13 protein-coding genes are annotated in these 13,066 nt (G+C 74.3%); 5 read left to right on the forward strand and 8 right to left on the reverse strand.

Annotated features, from left to right (window positions below; translation table 11 throughout):
• The first annotated feature begins 24 nt into the window (after positions 1-24).
• The gene (locus ACFYON_RS24480) at positions 25-1,653 is read left to right on the forward strand and encodes an acyl-CoA dehydrogenase family protein (protein ID WP_387321082.1); all 1,629 of its coding nucleotides are present in this window, start codon (positions 25-27) and stop codon (positions 1,651-1,653) included.
• A 9-nt stretch (positions 1,654-1,662) separates the two neighbouring features.
• Positions 1,663-2,484 carry an MOSC domain-containing protein gene (locus tag ACFYON_RS24485; protein ID WP_387321084.1) on the forward strand — a complete coding sequence of 274 codons (822 nt, stop codon included), beginning with the start codon at positions 1,663-1,665 and terminating at the stop codon, positions 2,482-2,484.
• Between the two features lie 6 nt (positions 2,485-2,490).
• Here the strand turns inward: ACFYON_RS24485 and ACFYON_RS24490 are convergent, their stop codons facing one another.
• Positions 2,491-3,045, reverse strand: coding sequence for a GNAT family N-acetyltransferase (locus ACFYON_RS24490; protein ID WP_387321086.1), 555 nt, complete (start codon positions 3,043-3,045; stop codon positions 2,491-2,493).
• Positions 3,046-3,079: 34 nt separating this feature from the next.
• Here ACFYON_RS24490 and ACFYON_RS24495 point away from each other — a divergent pair, with 34 nt between their 5' ends.
• The gene (locus tag ACFYON_RS24495) at positions 3,080-4,288 is read left to right on the forward strand and encodes a MalY/PatB family protein (protein ID WP_354869592.1); all 1,209 of its coding nucleotides are present in this window, start codon (positions 3,080-3,082) and stop codon (positions 4,286-4,288) included.
• Between the two features lie 31 nt (positions 4,289-4,319).
• Here ACFYON_RS24495 and ACFYON_RS24500 read toward each other — a convergent pair whose 3' ends face one another.
• Positions 4,320-4,901, reverse strand: a complete 582-nt coding sequence (locus ACFYON_RS24500) for a DinB family protein (protein ID WP_354869593.1) — start codon at positions 4,899-4,901, stop codon at positions 4,320-4,322.
• 85 nt (positions 4,902-4,986) lie between these two features.
• On the opposite strand from ACFYON_RS24500, the gene ACFYON_RS24505 reads away from it, so the two are divergent.
• Positions 4,987-5,997, forward strand: coding sequence for a helix-turn-helix transcriptional regulator (locus ACFYON_RS24505; RefSeq protein WP_387189945.1), 1,011 nt, complete (start codon positions 4,987-4,989; stop codon positions 5,995-5,997).
• 32 nt (positions 5,998-6,029) lie between these two features.
• Here ACFYON_RS24505 and ACFYON_RS24510 read toward each other — a convergent pair whose 3' ends face one another.
• The 4 genes from ACFYON_RS24510 to ACFYON_RS24525 form a co-directional block, all read right to left on the reverse strand.
• Positions 6,030-6,341 carry an NIPSNAP family protein gene (locus ACFYON_RS24510; protein WP_354869597.1) on the reverse strand — a complete coding sequence of 104 codons (312 nt, stop codon included), beginning with the start codon at positions 6,339-6,341 and terminating at the stop codon, positions 6,030-6,032.
• 133 nt (positions 6,342-6,474) lie between these two features.
• Entirely contained in the window at positions 6,475-7,758 is a 1,284-nt protein-coding gene (locus ACFYON_RS24515; protein ID WP_354869599.1) for a putative sulfate exporter family transporter, read from the reverse strand.
• The gene (locus ACFYON_RS24520) at positions 7,758-7,904 is read right to left on the reverse strand and encodes a hypothetical protein (RefSeq protein ID WP_354869602.1); all 147 of its coding nucleotides are present in this window, start codon (positions 7,902-7,904) and stop codon (positions 7,758-7,760) included. Before ACFYON_RS24520 ends, ACFYON_RS24515 begins: the two co-directional genes overlap by 1 nt.
• Positions 7,905-8,006: 102 nt before the next feature.
• Positions 8,007-8,795 (reverse strand): TetR/AcrR family transcriptional regulator, encoded by a 789-nt coding sequence (locus ACFYON_RS24525; protein WP_354869605.1) that lies wholly within the window; start codon positions 8,793-8,795, stop codon positions 8,007-8,009.
• Between the two features lie 225 nt (positions 8,796-9,020).
• Here ACFYON_RS24525 and helR point away from each other — a divergent pair, with 225 nt between their 5' ends.
• Entirely contained in the window at positions 9,021-11,192 is a 2,172-nt protein-coding gene (gene helR / locus ACFYON_RS24530) for an RNA polymerase recycling motor ATPase HelR (RefSeq protein WP_354869608.1), read from the forward strand.
• 46 nt (positions 11,193-11,238) lie between these two features.
• Here the strand turns inward: helR and ACFYON_RS24535 are convergent, their stop codons facing one another.
• Together ACFYON_RS24535 and ACFYON_RS24540 are read right to left on the reverse strand one after the other, a co-directional pair.
• Positions 11,239-12,048, reverse strand: coding sequence for an ABC transporter permease (locus tag ACFYON_RS24535; RefSeq protein ID WP_354869611.1), 810 nt, complete (start codon positions 12,046-12,048; stop codon positions 11,239-11,241).
• Entirely contained in the window at positions 12,045-13,013 is a 969-nt protein-coding gene (locus ACFYON_RS24540; protein WP_354869613.1) for an ATP-binding cassette domain-containing protein, read from the reverse strand. Before ACFYON_RS24540 ends, ACFYON_RS24535 begins: the two co-directional genes overlap by 4 nt.
• Between the last annotated feature and the right edge of the window lie 53 nt (positions 13,014-13,066).

The following is a 13,066-nucleotide window of genomic DNA, read 5'->3' on the forward strand; positions in this document are numbered from 1 at the left end:
GCCATCCGCGCTGGGAGTTGCCGCGTGACCACACACGAGGTCGTCAACCAGGTCCCCCCGATGGTCGGCCACGACACCGCCGACGACCCGGCGTTGCGCGACGGCGTGACCCGCGAGGGCGCCGGCTGGGCGCTGCCCGGGCTGCGCGAACTGGGCCGGCTCGCCGGTGGCGAGGAGGCCGCCGAGCACGGGCGGCTCGCCAACGAGCACCCCCCGGTGCTGCGCACCCACGACCGGTTCGGCCGGCGGATCGACGAGGTGGAGTTCCACCCGTCCTGGCACGAGCTGATGCGTACCGCCGTCGGTCACGGCCTGCACGCCGCGCCGTGGGCCGACGACCGGCCGGGCGCGCACGTGGCCCGCGCGGCCGGCTTCTACCTGTGGCGGCCCGACGCCGGGCACGGCTGCCCGATCTCGATGACCTACGCGGCGGTGCCCGCGCTGCGGCACGCCCCGGACCTGGCCGCCCGCTACGAGCCGCTGCTCACCACCCGCGAGTACGACTTCGGGCTGCGCCCGCCGCAGACCAAGCGCGGGCTGCTCGCCGGCATGTCGATGACCGAGAAGCAGGGCGGCTCGGACGTCCGCGCCAACACCACCACGGCCCGGCCGGAGCCGGACGGCAGCTACCGGCTGGTCGGGCACAAGTGGTTCACCTCGGCGCCCATGTGCGACCTGTTCCTCACCCTCGCCCAGGCGCCCGGCGGCCTCACCTGCTTCCTGGTCCCCCGGGTGCTGCCCGACGGCGCCCGCAACCCGATGCGGCTGATGCGGCTCAAGGACAAGCTCGGCAACCGCTCCAACGCCTCCGCCGAGGTCGAGTACGAGCACGCGGTGGCGTGGCGCGTCGGCGACGAGGGCCGGGGCGTCCGCACCATCATCGACATGGTCAACCTGACCCGGCTCGACTGCGTGATCGGCGCGGCGGCCGGAATGCGCCAGGGCGTGACCACCGCCGTGCACCACGCCACCCACCGGCGCGCGTTCGGCAGCTACCTGGCCGACCAGCCGCTGATGCGCAACGTGCTGGCCGACCTGGCGGTGGAGTCCGAGGCGGCCACCGTCCTCATGGTCCGGCTGGCCGGCGCGACCGACCGGTCGGCGCGCGGCGACGACGGCGAGACCGCGTTCAAACGGCTCGCGCTCGCCGTCGGCAAGTACTGGGTGTGCAAGCGCTGGCCGGGGCACGCCGCGGAGGCGCTGGAGTGCCTGGGCGGCAACGGCTACGTGGAGGAGTCCGGCATGCCGCGGCTGTTCCGCGAGTCGCCGCTGAACTCGATCTGGGAGGGCTCAGGCAACGTCGCCGCACTGGACGTGCTGCGCGCGCTGACCCGGGAACCGCAGGTGCTCGCCGCGTACGAGGCGGAGGTGGCCGCCGCGGCCGGCGCGGACGCCCGACTGGACGCCGCGGTCCGCCGGGTCCGCGACGAACTGGCCGACCACAGCGACCTGGAACTGCGCGCCCGCCGGGTGGTGGAGCGGCTGGCGCTGGTGCTCCAGGGCGCGCTGCTGGTACGCCACGGCCACCCGGCGGTCGCCGACGCGTTCTGCGCGTCGCGGCTCGGCGGCGACCACGGGCAGGCGTACGGGACGCTGCCGGGCGGGCTGGACCTGGCCGCGATCATCGACCGCGCCACGCCCAAGATCGGCTAGGGTGCGGTGATGCGGCTCGCCTCGGCGCACCTGTATCCGGTCAAGTCCCTCGGCGGCGCCGACGTCGACCGGGCCGTGGTCGAGCCGTGGGGGTTGCGGCACGACCGTCGCTGGCTGCTGCTGCGCCCCGACGGCGGCAAACTGACGTCGAGTGCCCTGCCGGACCTGCTCGGCCTGACCGCCGCGCCCGGACCCGGGTCGGTCACGCTCACCGCCCGCGACGGCGCGTCGCTCACCGTCGCCGAACCGGTGGACGGATCGCCGGTCGCCACCGGCGTGTCCCGGTTGGACACGGTCCGGCTCGCTCCCGCCGGGGCCCACGACTGGCTCTCCGCGCGGCTGGGCCGTCCGGTGCGGCTGGCCTGGCTGGACGATCCGCGCCGCCGGCCGATGTCGGCCGAGCACGGCGGTGGCCCCGACGATCCGCTCAACCTGTCCGACGCCGGACCGCTGCTCCTCGCCACGGCGCCGTCGCTGCGCCGGCTGCGGGACTGGATCGTCGAGGGCGCGCTGGAGCGCGGCGAGCCCGCCCCGGAGCCGCTGGTGATGGCCCGGTTCCGGCCGACAGTGGTGCTGGACGGGCCGTTCGAGCCGTTCGCCGAGGACGGCTGGACGCGTGTTCGCATCGGCGCCGTCGACTTCCGGGTGTCCGAACGCTGCGACCGCTGCTCGGTGACCCTGATCGACCCGGAGACCCTCGCCAGCGGGAAGGAGCCGATCCGCACGCTGGCCCGGCACCGGCGCCACGACGGCAAGACCTGGTTCGGCATCCGCCTGGTCCCGCTGACCACCGGCGAGATCCGGGTCGGCGATTCGGTCGCCGTGTCCTGACCCGGCTCAGCGGGACCGCCACTCGTCGGTCAGGATCGCGTAGACGAGCTGGTCGGCCCAGCCGCCCCGGAACCGGTAGCTGCGCACGTGCCGCGCCTCCCGCCGCATCCCGAGCCGGGCCATCAGGCGGGCCGACGGCTCGTTGTCCGCGTGGCAACGGGCCATCACCCGGTGCAGCCCGAACTCGCCGAAACCCCAGTCCAGCAGCGCGCCGGCCGCCTCCGTGGCCAGCCCTCGGCCGCCGTGATCGGGGTGGAAGACGTACCCCAGCTCGGCGGTGCTGTCGACCCGGCTGCGCCAGACGAGCTCCACCGCGCCGATCACCCGGGCATCGCCGACCACTGCCAGGGTCAGGCAGTCGCCCTCCGCGCGCAGCGCGTCCTCCGCCGCCATCGCCGCGACCGACAACCGCGACTCCTCCCGGGTACGCGGCCAGGCTCCGAGCATCCAGCGGACCACGTCCGGGCGGCGCTGCCAGGCGTGCACGTCGTCGAGATCGTCGAGCGTCACCGGGCGCAGCAGCAGCCGGGACGTGCGCAGCGGGTACGCCGGGTGGGCCATCGGGCGATGGTAGGTGCCGCCTAGGGTGGGACGCATGGCCGTTTCCGCCGACGAGGGCAACCCGCTCACCCAGCTCACGCTCGACCAGCTGCGACAGCGCACCAGCGTGAAGTGGCGGCTGCACCCGCCGGACGTGCTGCCGCTGTGGGTGGCCGAGCAGGACGTGCCGCTGGCGCCGCCGGTGGCCGAGGCGCTGCGCCGGGCCGTCGAGCTGGGCGACACCGGCTACTCGTACGGCACCGGGTACGCCGAGGCGGTCGGCGGGTTCGCCGCGCAGCGGTGGGACTGGGCCGACTTCCCGGTCGGCCGCACCACGCTCGTGCCGGACGTGATGATGGGTACGGTCGAGGTGCTGCGCCTGGTCACCGGCCCTGGTGACGCGGTGGTGGTCACTCCCCCGGTCTACCCGCCGTTCTACGCGTTCGTCACCAACGCCGGGCGGCAGGTCCTCGAGGCGCCGCTCGGCGCGGACCTGCGGCTCGACCCCGCAGCGCTGGAGGAGGCGTTCCGGCGTGCCCGCGCGCTCGGCGACCGGCCGGCGTTCCTGCTGTGCAACCCGCACAATCCGACGGGTGTGGTGCACCGCCCCGACGAGCTGGCCACAGTCGCCGCGCTGGCCGCCCGGTACGGCGTACGGGTGGTGGCCGACGAGATCCACTCGCCGCTGGCGCTGCCCGGCGCCCGGTTCACGCCGTACCTGACGGTGCCGGGCGCGGAGAACGCGTTCGCGCTGGTGTCGGCGTCGAAGGCGTGGAACCTGGCCGGGCTCAAGGCGGCGCTGGCGGTCGCCGGGCCGGACGCGGCGGACGACCTGGCCCGGATGCCGGAGGAGGTCAGCCACGGTCCCAGCCACCTCGGGGTGCTCGCGCACACCGCCGCGTTCCGGGCCGGCGGTCCGTGGCTGGACCGGCTGCTCGACGGCCTGGACGCGAACCGGGCGCTGCTCGGGTCACTGCTGAGCGAACACCTGCCCGCTGTGTCGTGGCGGCCGCCCGAGGGCACGTACCTGGCCTGGCTGGACTGCCGCGACCTCGGCGTACCCACCGAGGCCGGAGACGGGCCGGGGGTGGCCAGCGACCTGGCCGGGCCGGCGCGGATGTTCCTCGACCGGGCCCGGGTGGCGCTCAGCTCCGGGCACGTCTTCGGCGCCGGTGGGGCCGGCTTCGTGCGGCTCAACTTCGCCACCTCCCCCGCCGTGCTCACCGAGGCGGTGGCCCGGATGGGCCGGGCGGCGGCCGCCTGACCGCCCGCCCGGCGCCGGCCTGCGGGCCGGCTCAGGTGGTGGTCTGCCCGTCGATGGTCTCGCGCAGGATGTCCGCGTGCCCGGCGTGCTGCGTGGTCTCGGCGATGACGTGCATCAGCACCCGCCGGATGCTGCGGACCGCGCCCGGCTCGCTCCACGGCGCCTCCGGCACCGGCCAGGTCGCCGACAGGTCCTCGACGCCGGCGACGACCTCTTCGGTACGGGCCGCGATGCGGGCGTACCGGTCCAGGATGGCCGGCAGCGTGTCCTCGGGCAGCATCTGGAAGTCCCGCCCCCGATCGATCGCCCACTGCGGCAGCTCGCGGGCCTGGCCGGACATGAAGTCCTCCCAGGTGACGCCCTCGGGCAGGGCGAAGGACATCGCCGACGGGCCCTCGATCACGAACCGCAGCCACGCCTCCTCGGTGGACGCGACGTGTTTGATCAGCCCGCCCAGGCAGAGCGCGCTGACTGTGGGCTTCTGCCCGGCCTGCTCGTCGGTGAGGCCGCGCACCGTGTTGATCAGCATGTTCCGGGCGTCGGCGAGCTCGGCCAGCAGGTCGGCCCGCTCGGCGTCCAGGGTGGTGGGGGTCGTGGTGGTGGTGCCGGTCATCGTCATCGGTTCCTTCCGGTCCTGATCGGTACGGGTCCACCCTCGCAGGCATAGCGGTCAGGAAGTGTCCTCTTCTCGCGGCAGAATGCGTGTCGTGCCGAAGACTTCCGCCCGACTGCTCTCGCTGCTGTCCCTGTTGCAGGCGCGACGGGACTGGCCGGGATCGCTGCTCGCCGAACGGCTGCGGGTCAGCCCGCGTACCGTGCGCCGCGACGTCGACCGGCTGCGCGAGCTGGGCTATCCGATCGAGAGCGCCAAGGGGCCGGACGGCGGCTACCGGCTGGGCGCCGGTTCGGCGCTGCCGCCGCTGCTCTTCGACGACGAGCAGGCGGTCGCCCTCACGGTGGCGTTGCAGACCGCCGCCGGCGGCGTGACGGGCATCGAGGAGGCGGCCGCGCGGGCGCTGGCCACGGTCCGGCAGGTGATGCCGGCACGGCTGCGGCACCGGGTCGACGCGTTGCGGGTGGTCGACGTGCAACGCGCCGACGCGCCGGCCCGGCACCGGGTCGAACCGGAGCTGCTGATGACGGTGAGCGCCGCCGTGCACGCCCGCGAGGAGCTGCGCTTCGACTACGAGTCGGTGTCCGCCGCGCCCCCGGATCCGAATCGGCCGCCGCGCCGGGTGCAGCCGCACCACCTCGTCACCTGGGGTGGGCGCTGGTACCTGGTCGCCTGGGACCTCGACCGCGACGACTGGCGCACGTTCCGGGTCGACCGGATCAGCCCGCGTACGCCCACCGGTCCCCGCTTCACGCCCCGTGAGCTGCCCGGCGGGGACGTGGCCGCGTACGTCGCCGGCCGGTTCAAGGGCGCCACCGGGCCCGGTGACTGGCCCTGCCGGGGCGAGGTGATCCTCGACCTGCCCGCCCGGACGGCCTCCGCGTGGACCCGCGACGGGATCGTCGAGGAGCTGGGCCCGGACCGCTGCCGGCTGGTGCTCGGCGGCTGGTCGTGGGCCGGGCTGGCCGCCGTGCTCGGCCGCTACGACGCCGACATCGAGGTGATCGGGCCGCCGGAGCTGCGGGAGGCGTTCGCCCGCCTGGCCCGCCGCTACGCCGCCGCCGCACAGACCCCGGACGCGCCGCGCAGCGGTTGACCGCGCCTCCCACTGCGCCCGCGTGCCGGGTGTCAGTCGGTGGGCAGGAGCGGGCGCATGAAGGTGCGCTCGTACCGCAGCACGCAGCCCGACTCCTCACGGATCCGGTCGGCGGCGACGAACTCCGGGTCCACTCCGAACCGGGTCCGGTACTGCTCGTACGCCGCCAGGCTCTCGAAGCTGAACAGCGCCTCGGCCTGGTCGCTGGCGCCCTCGGCGGGCAGGAAGTAGCCGTGGTGCACGCCGCCGTGCCGTGCCACCAGCCGCATCCAGGTGCGGGCGAACCGCTCGAACGCGTCGATCTGTGCGGGGTCGATCGTGTAGTGCACGACGCAGGTGATCACGCGGCCACGATAGCGACGCCGGTCCCGGCCCGGCGCTCAGGCCGGCCGTGCCCGAGCAGCGCGTCGACGTCGGCATCGACCGGGGTGTCGGCGGGCTCGGTCACGGTGTTCCTCCAGGTGCGGGCGGGGCGGGTCAGACCGTGAAGCCGTGGAACAGCACCGAGGCCAGTCCGAGGGCCAGCACCAGGTTGAACACGGTGGCGGCGGCGAACACCGTCACCGGCCGCCAGCCGGCCTCGCGCAGCGAGGACACGCGGACCTCCAGACCGATGCTGACGAAGGCCAGGATGAGGAACCAGACCCGCAGGTCGGTGACGATCGCGATGGTGGCCTTGCCGTCCGCTCCGGCCGAGTCGAGGTACCAGGTGGCGATCACCGAGGCCGCTACGAAACCGAGGACGAACTTCGGGAACCGGCGCCACAGCTCGCCCAGGCCGGGGCGCGGGGCGTCCGGGCGGCGCTCCACCCGCAGCGCGAAGTACGCGGTGAGCGCCACCGCGACCACGCCCATCAGCGCGTTCTGAGTGACCTTGACGATGCTGGCGATCTGCAGCGCGTCCTCACCGGCGAGCGCGCCCGCGGCGGTGACCGCGGCTGTGGTGTCGATGTTGCCGCCGATCCAGGCGCCGGCGACCGCGTCGGAGAGGCCGAGCACGTCGGCCAGCCACGGCAGCAGGAAGATCGACGGCAGCGCGAATGCGATGACCAGGCTGGCCGTGTACGCGAGTTGTTCCCGGCGGGCCCGGACCGCTCCGGCGGCGGCGATGGCGGCGCTGACCCCGCAGATCGACACGGCTGAGGCCAGCAGCGCCCGCAGCTTCTCGTCCAGCCCGAACCGTCCGGCCAGCCACCAGGTGAACAGGAACACGCCGCTGATCAGCAGCAGCGCCTGGGCGATGGCGGGCCCGGCGGCGCTTCCGATGACGGCGAGGTTGATCGAGGCGCCGAGCAGCACCAGGCCGGTCTTGATGAAGAACTCGGTACGGAACGCCGCGGAGATCCGCTCACGCAGGCCGGTCACGGTGACGACGGCGTTGCCGAGCAGCCCGAGCAGGATCGCGTAGACCGGGTACTCGACGGCGGCTGCGACGTCCTCGACGGCGCTGCCCTCGGCCCAGACCGGCACGTTCTGTTCCAGATACCGGGTGAGCGCGGCGAGGCCGAGCACCACCAGCAGGCCCAGGGCGGTCCACGCCCAGAACGCGCCGGAGCGCAGGTCGGCAGGCGGCGTGGCGTCCGAGGGCGTTCCGGACGGCCGGTCCGTCGTGGTCGCGGCCCCGACGGCCGGAGGGCTCCCGGCGGCCGGAGGGCTCCCGGCGGCCGGGGCGGCGGTGCGCGGCTCGACGACAGTGGACGGCTGAGCGGCGGCGCGCGGCTGGGCGGCGGCCGAGCCGGCGGGTTCCGGTGCGCCGGCCATCACGGCACCAGCCCGGCGGGGATGGCGCCGGCCAGCACCAGGAGCAGCAGCGCGAGGCCGAGGATCGTGGCGGCCCAGTCCTCGTTGAACGCGAGCCGCGAACTGCCGGAGGTCGGCGGTTCGGGTGGCGTGGAAGCGTTGCTCATGGGGGGTCCTTCGGGTGCGCGGGGGCGACGGAGGGCAGCCGGAGGCGAGGGGTGACCGAAGCGGCTGCCCGATGGAAGGAGTTTCCTACTTAACCAGTAGGATTACAAGGCCTCTCCACGCTCCGCGCCCGCCGCACGTTCGGCGACCACCACCGAGATGCCGTCGAGCACCCGCTGGAGACCGAACTCGAAGGCGTGGTCCGGTCCGTACGCGGCGCCGTGTGCCATGCCGGCGGCGGTGCCGACCCGCGCGGCGAGCGGGAAGCTGCCGGCGGTCATGAACTTCTCCAGCCACGGCCCGTGCGTCTGCCACCACTGGTCGTCGGTCATCCCGGTCTCACGTTCCAGCTCGGCCACGTCCAGGGCGGCCCGGGCCGCGCTCTTGACGTGCCCCAGCACGAGCGTGAGCACCGCGTCCATCTCCACGTCGTCGAGCCCGATGTCCGCGACGGCGTGCAGCTCGTAGTCGTACTTGGCGAGCACGTTCGGGCCGAGCACCGGCCGGGTGGTCTCGGCGCGCAGCAGCCACGGGTGGGCCCGGTAGAGCACCAGGTTGTCCCGGGCGATGCGTTCCAGCCGGCCGCGCCACCCACCCGGCACGTCGGCCGGGCGCGGGAGGTCACCGAGGACGGTGTCCACCATGACGTCGAGCAGTTCCGCCTTACCGGGCACGTACGTGTAGACGGACATGGTGCCGACGCCGAGCGCCTCACTGACCCGGCGCATGGTGAGCGCGTCGATGCCCTCGGCGTCGGCGATCTCGACGGCCGTGCGCACGATCCGTTCGACGCTGAGGGCGGGACCGGCGCCCCGGCTGGCCGGCTCCCGGGTGCGCCAGAGAAGGGCCAGGCTGCGGGCGGGATCGGCCTTGCGCCGGCGCTCCTTCGACATGGTGCCGTCATCCTACCGACCACGCCGGTCACCGGCCGTCGGCGGGACGCCGGAAAAGGGCGGCCCGAGAATTGTTCGCGCAAAAAGAATGGCGGGTTCTCCCGCCACTACCAACATATAGCGCACCCCCGGTCTTGCCGCAAGACCCGGGTAAGGGCGCACAATTGCCGGCCGTAACCCATTGCCGAGGCATTCGAAAGAGCCGCGAAGAGCGGAGGCTCGGCCGTGCCCGTGATCGGAGACGAGTTGAACCTGCCCACCACGAGCGTTTTCGATCTTCCTGAGCGTCTGTCGGCGAAGGCCGACCCGCAACTGATCACCGCCGACGAGCGGCACTTCGCCGCCATCGCGGACAGCCTGCGCCGCTCGATCGCCGAGCTGACCGACCGGCTCGACGAGACGCGCCGGGCCGCGGGCGGCCGGGGCCGGCAGGCGGTCGACCGGGACCAGGAGGTCCGGCGGTTGAGCGCGCGCCTGCGTACGCTGCGCCGTTACGGCCTGGATCTGTGCCTGGGCCGGATGGTCGGCGCGGACGGCGCCGAACCGGTGTACGTGGGTCGGCTCGGCCTGACCGACGGCGCGGGCGGCCGGCTGTTGCTGGACTGGCGCTCCCCCGCCGCCGAGCCGTTCTTCGGCGCGACCCACGCCGACCCGATGGGCCTGGCCAGCCGCCGCCGCTACCGGTGGAGCGGAGGCCGGATCACCGACTACTGGGACGAGGTGTTCGCCGCCGACGCTCTGGCCGGGCACGCCGCGCTGGACGACCAGTCGGCGTTCATCGCCAGCCTGGGCGCGACCCGGTCGGCCCGTATGCGCGACGTGCTCGGCACCATCCAGGCCGATCAGGACGCGATCATCCGGGCCGGATCACGGGGCGCGCTGGTGGTCGACGGCGGTCCCGGCACCGGCAAGACGGTGGTGGCGCTGCACCGCACCGCCTACCTGCTGCACGCCGACCCGCGGCTGGGCGAGCGCCGGGGCGGCGTGCTGGTGGTCGGGCCGCACCAGCCGTACCTGAACTACGTGTCCGATGTGCTGCCCAGCCTCGGTGAGGAGGACGTGCAGATCTGCACGCCGGCCGACCTGGTGCCCGAGGGCGCGGCGGCGGCGCCGGAGACCGACCCGGAGGTGGCCCGGCTGAAGGCGTCAGCGGATCCGGTGCGGACGGTCGACGCCGCGGTCCGGTTCTACGAGGAGCCGCCCGCCACCGGGATGACGGTCGCTGTCGAGGACGTCGAGTTGCGGCTGACCGCCGACGACTGGGTGACGGCGTTCGAGGCGGCCGGTCCGGGCGTCCCGCACAATGAGGGCCGCGACGACGTGTGGGAGGAACTGCTCACGATCCTGGTGGAGAAGTACCGCGGCGACGAGCCGGAGGAGACGGTCCGCCGGGCGTTGGGGCGCGACCGGGAGCTGGTCACCGCGTTCGGCCGGGCGTGGCCGCTGCTGGACCCACTCGACGTGGTGGCCGACCTGTGGTCGGTGCCGGCCTACCTGCGCCGGTGCGCTCCCGGGCTGAGCGTGGAGGAGATCCGTACGCTGCGGCGGGCCGACCCCCGGGCCTGGACGGTGGCGGACCTGCCGTGGCTGGACGCGGCCCGGCGCCGCGTCGGCGACCCGGAGGCGTCCCTGCGGCGGCGGCGTGACGAGGCGGTGCTGGCCGCGCAGCGGACGCAGATGGACACGGTGGTCGACGCGCTGATCGCGTCGCACGCCTACGACGACGGCGAGGGCCTGATGACCATGCTGTACGGCGAGGACATGCGCACCAGCCTGGTCGACTCCAGCGCGCTGAGCGTGCCCGACCCGGACCTGCTGGCCGGGCCGTTCGCGCACGTCGTGGTGGACGAGGCGCAGGAGCTGACCGACGCGCAGTGGCAGATGCTGCTGGCGCGCTGCCCGTCGCGCAGCTTCACCGTGGTCGGCGACCGGGCGCAGGCCCGGCACGGCTTCACCGAGTCGTGGCCGCACCGGCTGGCGCGGGTCGGGTTCGACCACATCGAGGTGGCGACGCTGACCGTCAACTACCGCACCCCGGCGCAGGTGATGGCGGCGGCCGAGCCGGTGATCCGGGCCGTGCTGCCGGACGCCAACGTGCCCACCTCCATCCGCGACGGCGCACCGGTGCGGTACGGCGACCGCGCCGACCTGCGCGCGGTGGTGGACGGCTGGCTCGCCGCCCACAGCGAGGGCCTCGCGTGCGTCATCGGCGATCCGGCGTTCCCGGCGACGGACCGGGTCCAGTCGCTGAGCCCGGTGCTGGCCAAGGGGCTGGAGTTCGACCTGGTGGTGCTGGTCGACCCGGAGTCGTTCGGCGCCGGGGTCGCCGGCGCGGTGGACCGGTACGTGGCGATGACCCGGGCCACCGGCGAGCTGGTCGTGCTCACCGGGCCGTGACCGGACCCCCGGGGGGCGGAGCGTGCACCGCCCCCGGGGGTGCGCCTCAGCGGCTCAGCGCCCGGTAGCGGCGCAACGACAGCGGCAGGAACACCGCGACCAGCACCAGCGGCCACAGCACCGCCAGCAGCGGGTGGTGCGCGGCCACCCACGAGTCGCCGCCCCAGCCGGGGTTGCCGAACAGCTCCCGGGTCGCCCCGACGGTCGCCGACAGCGGATTCCACTCGGCTACCGCGCCCAGCCACGCGGGCATGGTGGACGGCGCCACGAACGCGCTGGACAGGAAGCCGAGCGGGAACTCCAGCGTCTGCACGGCGGTCACCGCGCTCTGCCCCTTCACGGTCAGGCCGAGGAAGACGCCCACCCAGACCAGCGCGAACCGCAGCAGCAGGATCAGCCCGAGCGCGGCGAGCGTGTCTGCGACGTCGCCGCGCGCCCGCCACCCGACGGCCAGGCCGACGAGCAGCATGACGGCGAGCGTCACCACCGCGAACATCAGGTCGGCGACCGCGCGGCCGAGCAGCGGGGCCAGCCGGGACACCGGCATGGACCGCAGCCGGTCGGTGACGCCGCGGTCCAGGTCCGCCGAGACCGCCATGGTGGTCATGCTGATGCCGAAGACCATGGTCATGGCGAACATGCCGGGCATCAGGAACTCGCGGTAGCTGCCCCCGCCGGGCACCTGGAGCGCGCCGCCGAACAGGTACGCGAACATCAGCACCATCAGGATGTCGAAGCCCAGCGAGCCGATCAGCGGGCCGGGCTCGCGCCGCCAGTGCGCCAGCGCGCGCCCCGTCAGGGTCAGGCCGTCGGTGGCCAGGGACGGCCGCCGGGCCGGGGTCACGGTCGCGGTCACGCGGTCACCTCCATGCCGGTCCGGCTGGCGGACGAAACGCCGGTGAGCTGGAGGAACACCTCGTCCAGTGTGGGTCGCCGCAGCGCGACGTCGACCACGCCCACGCCGTCGGCGTCCAACGCGCGCAGCACCTCGGTCAGCGCGCTCGCCCGGTCGCCGACCTGGGCGCTGACCGCCCGGCGGTCCCTGTCGAGGGCCGGTTCGGCAACGGCGACGGCGCGCAGCCGCCCGGCTGCGGTGGCGAGGTCGGCGGCGTCGCGGACGACCAGCTCGATCCGGTCGCCGCCGAGGCGGGACTTGAGCGCGTCCGGGGTGCCCTCGGCGATCACCCGTCCGGCGTCGAGCACGCAGACACGGTCGGCGAGCTGGTCGGCCTCGTCCAGGTACTGCGTGGTTAGCAGCACTGTGGTGCCACCGCGCACCAGGTCGCGTACCGCCTCCCAGACCTCGTTGCGCCCGCGTGGGTCGAGCGCCGTGGTCGGCTCGTCCAGGAACAGCACCGACGGCGCGAGGATCATGCCCGCCGCCAGGTCGAGGCGGCGGCGCATGCCACCGGAGTACGTGCGCACCGGCCGCCCGCCGGCGTCGGCGAGCCCGAACCGGTCGAGCAGTTCGGTCGCGCGCCGCCTCGCCCCGGCCCGGTCCAGGTGGAACAGGCGGCCGAAGACGACCAGGTTCTCCCGCCCGCTCAGCGCCTCGTCCACGGCCGGGTGCTGCCCGACCAGGCCGATGCGGTGGCGCACCTGGTCGGGTTGCCCCGCCACGTCGAAGCCGGCGACCTCGGCCCGTCCGGCGTCGAAGCGCAGCAGCGTGGCCAGGATGCGTACGGCTGTGGTCTTGCCGGCGCCGTTCGGGCCGAGCAGCCCGCACACGGTGCCCGGTCGCACCCGCAGGTCGAATCCGTCCAGCGCGGCCGTGTCCCCGTACCGCTTGCGCAGGCCCTCCGCGAGGATCGCGTGTTCCACGTTTGTGCCCCCTCCGTCGACGAGGGCACTAACGTACAACGTACGGTATGTCG

Source organism: Micromonospora sp. NPDC005686 (assembly GCF_042871665.1).
In the GTDB taxonomy this organism is placed as follows: domain Bacteria; phylum Actinomycetota; class Actinomycetes; order Mycobacteriales; family Micromonosporaceae; genus Micromonospora.

Bases quoted from the DNA above. Each gene is read 5' to 3' on its own strand.
- ACFYON_RS24485 (WP_387321084.1), top strand. From the start codon at position 1,663: ATGCGGCTCGCCTCGGCGCACCTGTATCCGGTCAAGTCCCTCGGCGGC.
- ACFYON_RS24490 (WP_387321086.1), bottom strand. From the start codon at position 3,045: ATGGCCCACCCGGCGTACCCGCTGCGCACGTCCCGGCTGCTGCTGCGC.
- ACFYON_RS24495 (WP_354869592.1), top strand. From the start codon at position 3,080: ATGGCCGTTTCCGCCGACGAGGGCAACCCGCTCACCCAGCTCACGCTC.
- ACFYON_RS24500 (WP_354869593.1), bottom strand. From the start codon at position 4,901: ATGACCGGCACCACCACCACGACCCCCACCACCCTGGACGCCGAGCGG.
- ACFYON_RS24505 (WP_387189945.1), top strand. From the start codon at position 4,987: ATGCGTGTCGTGCCGAAGACTTCCGCCCGACTGCTCTCGCTGCTGTCC.
- ACFYON_RS24515 (WP_354869599.1), bottom strand. From the start codon at position 7,758: ATGGCCGGCGCACCGGAACCCGCCGGCTCGGCCGCCGCCCAGCCGCGC.
- ACFYON_RS24520 (WP_354869602.1), bottom strand. From the start codon at position 7,904: ATGAGCAACGCTTCCACGCCACCCGAACCGCCGACCTCCGGCAGTTCG.
- ACFYON_RS24525 (WP_354869605.1), bottom strand. From the start codon at position 8,795: ATGTCGAAGGAGCGCCGGCGCAAGGCCGATCCCGCCCGCAGCCTGGCC.